The sequence below is a fragment of the Lactobacillus sp. B4026 genome, assembly GCF_026535825.1.
In the GTDB taxonomy this organism is placed as follows: domain Bacteria; phylum Bacillota; class Bacilli; order Lactobacillales; family Lactobacillaceae; genus Lactobacillus; species Lactobacillus panisapium.
In genome coordinates, this window is record NZ_JAFNPD010000025.1 from 1 (window position 1) to 836 (window position 836).

Here is an 836-nt window from a genome sequence, read left to right on the forward strand (position 1 = left end):
ATTGAAGCTAACCCCTAAAACTGGACGTTAGTTTTATATCATTTTACTTAAGGCTTGATTCCGATATTGAATCGGAGTTAAGCCTTTTAGTTTGTGCCGAATTCTATCTTCATTGTAATAACTTATCCATTCTTTCATCGTCTTAACCAATTGTTTCTTAGTATCAAAGTGATGTGTAAAATAATTCATTTCAACTTTCATAATGTGAAAGAAACTTTCCATAGCTGCATTATCATGACATGTAGCTCTTCGTGACATGCTTTGAAATACTTTATGTTTTCGTAAAGCATGTCGATATGGATTAGATTGATATTGAATTCCTTGATCACTATGGATTGTCATTCGATAATTTAATAGCTTTGGTCTTGCAGTAAACACTCCCTCTAATCCTTCTAGAACATATCTTGTTAATGGACGATCGGTGATCGTATAACTGATAATTTCACCGCTGAATAAGTCCTTAAATGGCGATAAATATACACGATCACGGATAGTCATGTTCCCATATCTAAATTCACTAATATCAGTTACGACCTTTTGATATGGTCTATCAGTCTTAAACTTTTGATGGAACCGATTCTTAGCTTTCTTATTTTGTGGACCCTTTGAAGAATCATATTTACCGGCTCTCAGATTATATTTATTAGCTCCTAAATTGTTCTCACGCATTAAGCGTTGAACACGTTTATGATTAACCATTAGGTGATAAGTCATCCTCAGAGTATCAGTTACAGGCCAGTATCCATAACTGGCATGATGCTTCTTTATCATTTTGATAATTGAAACAAGTGCTTTATCACTGATCAGCTTCTTTTTTGGATGAGGATGGTACTCGA

General features: G+C 34.2%; 1 protein-coding gene. It reads right to left on the minus strand.

Annotated elements, in window-relative coordinates; translation table 11 throughout:
- Positions 1–33 precede the first annotated feature (33 nt).
- The coding region (locus J3U69_RS10395; RefSeq protein ID WP_267414013.1) for an IS3 family transposase at positions 34–836 on the minus strand (803 nt) is incomplete at its 5' end.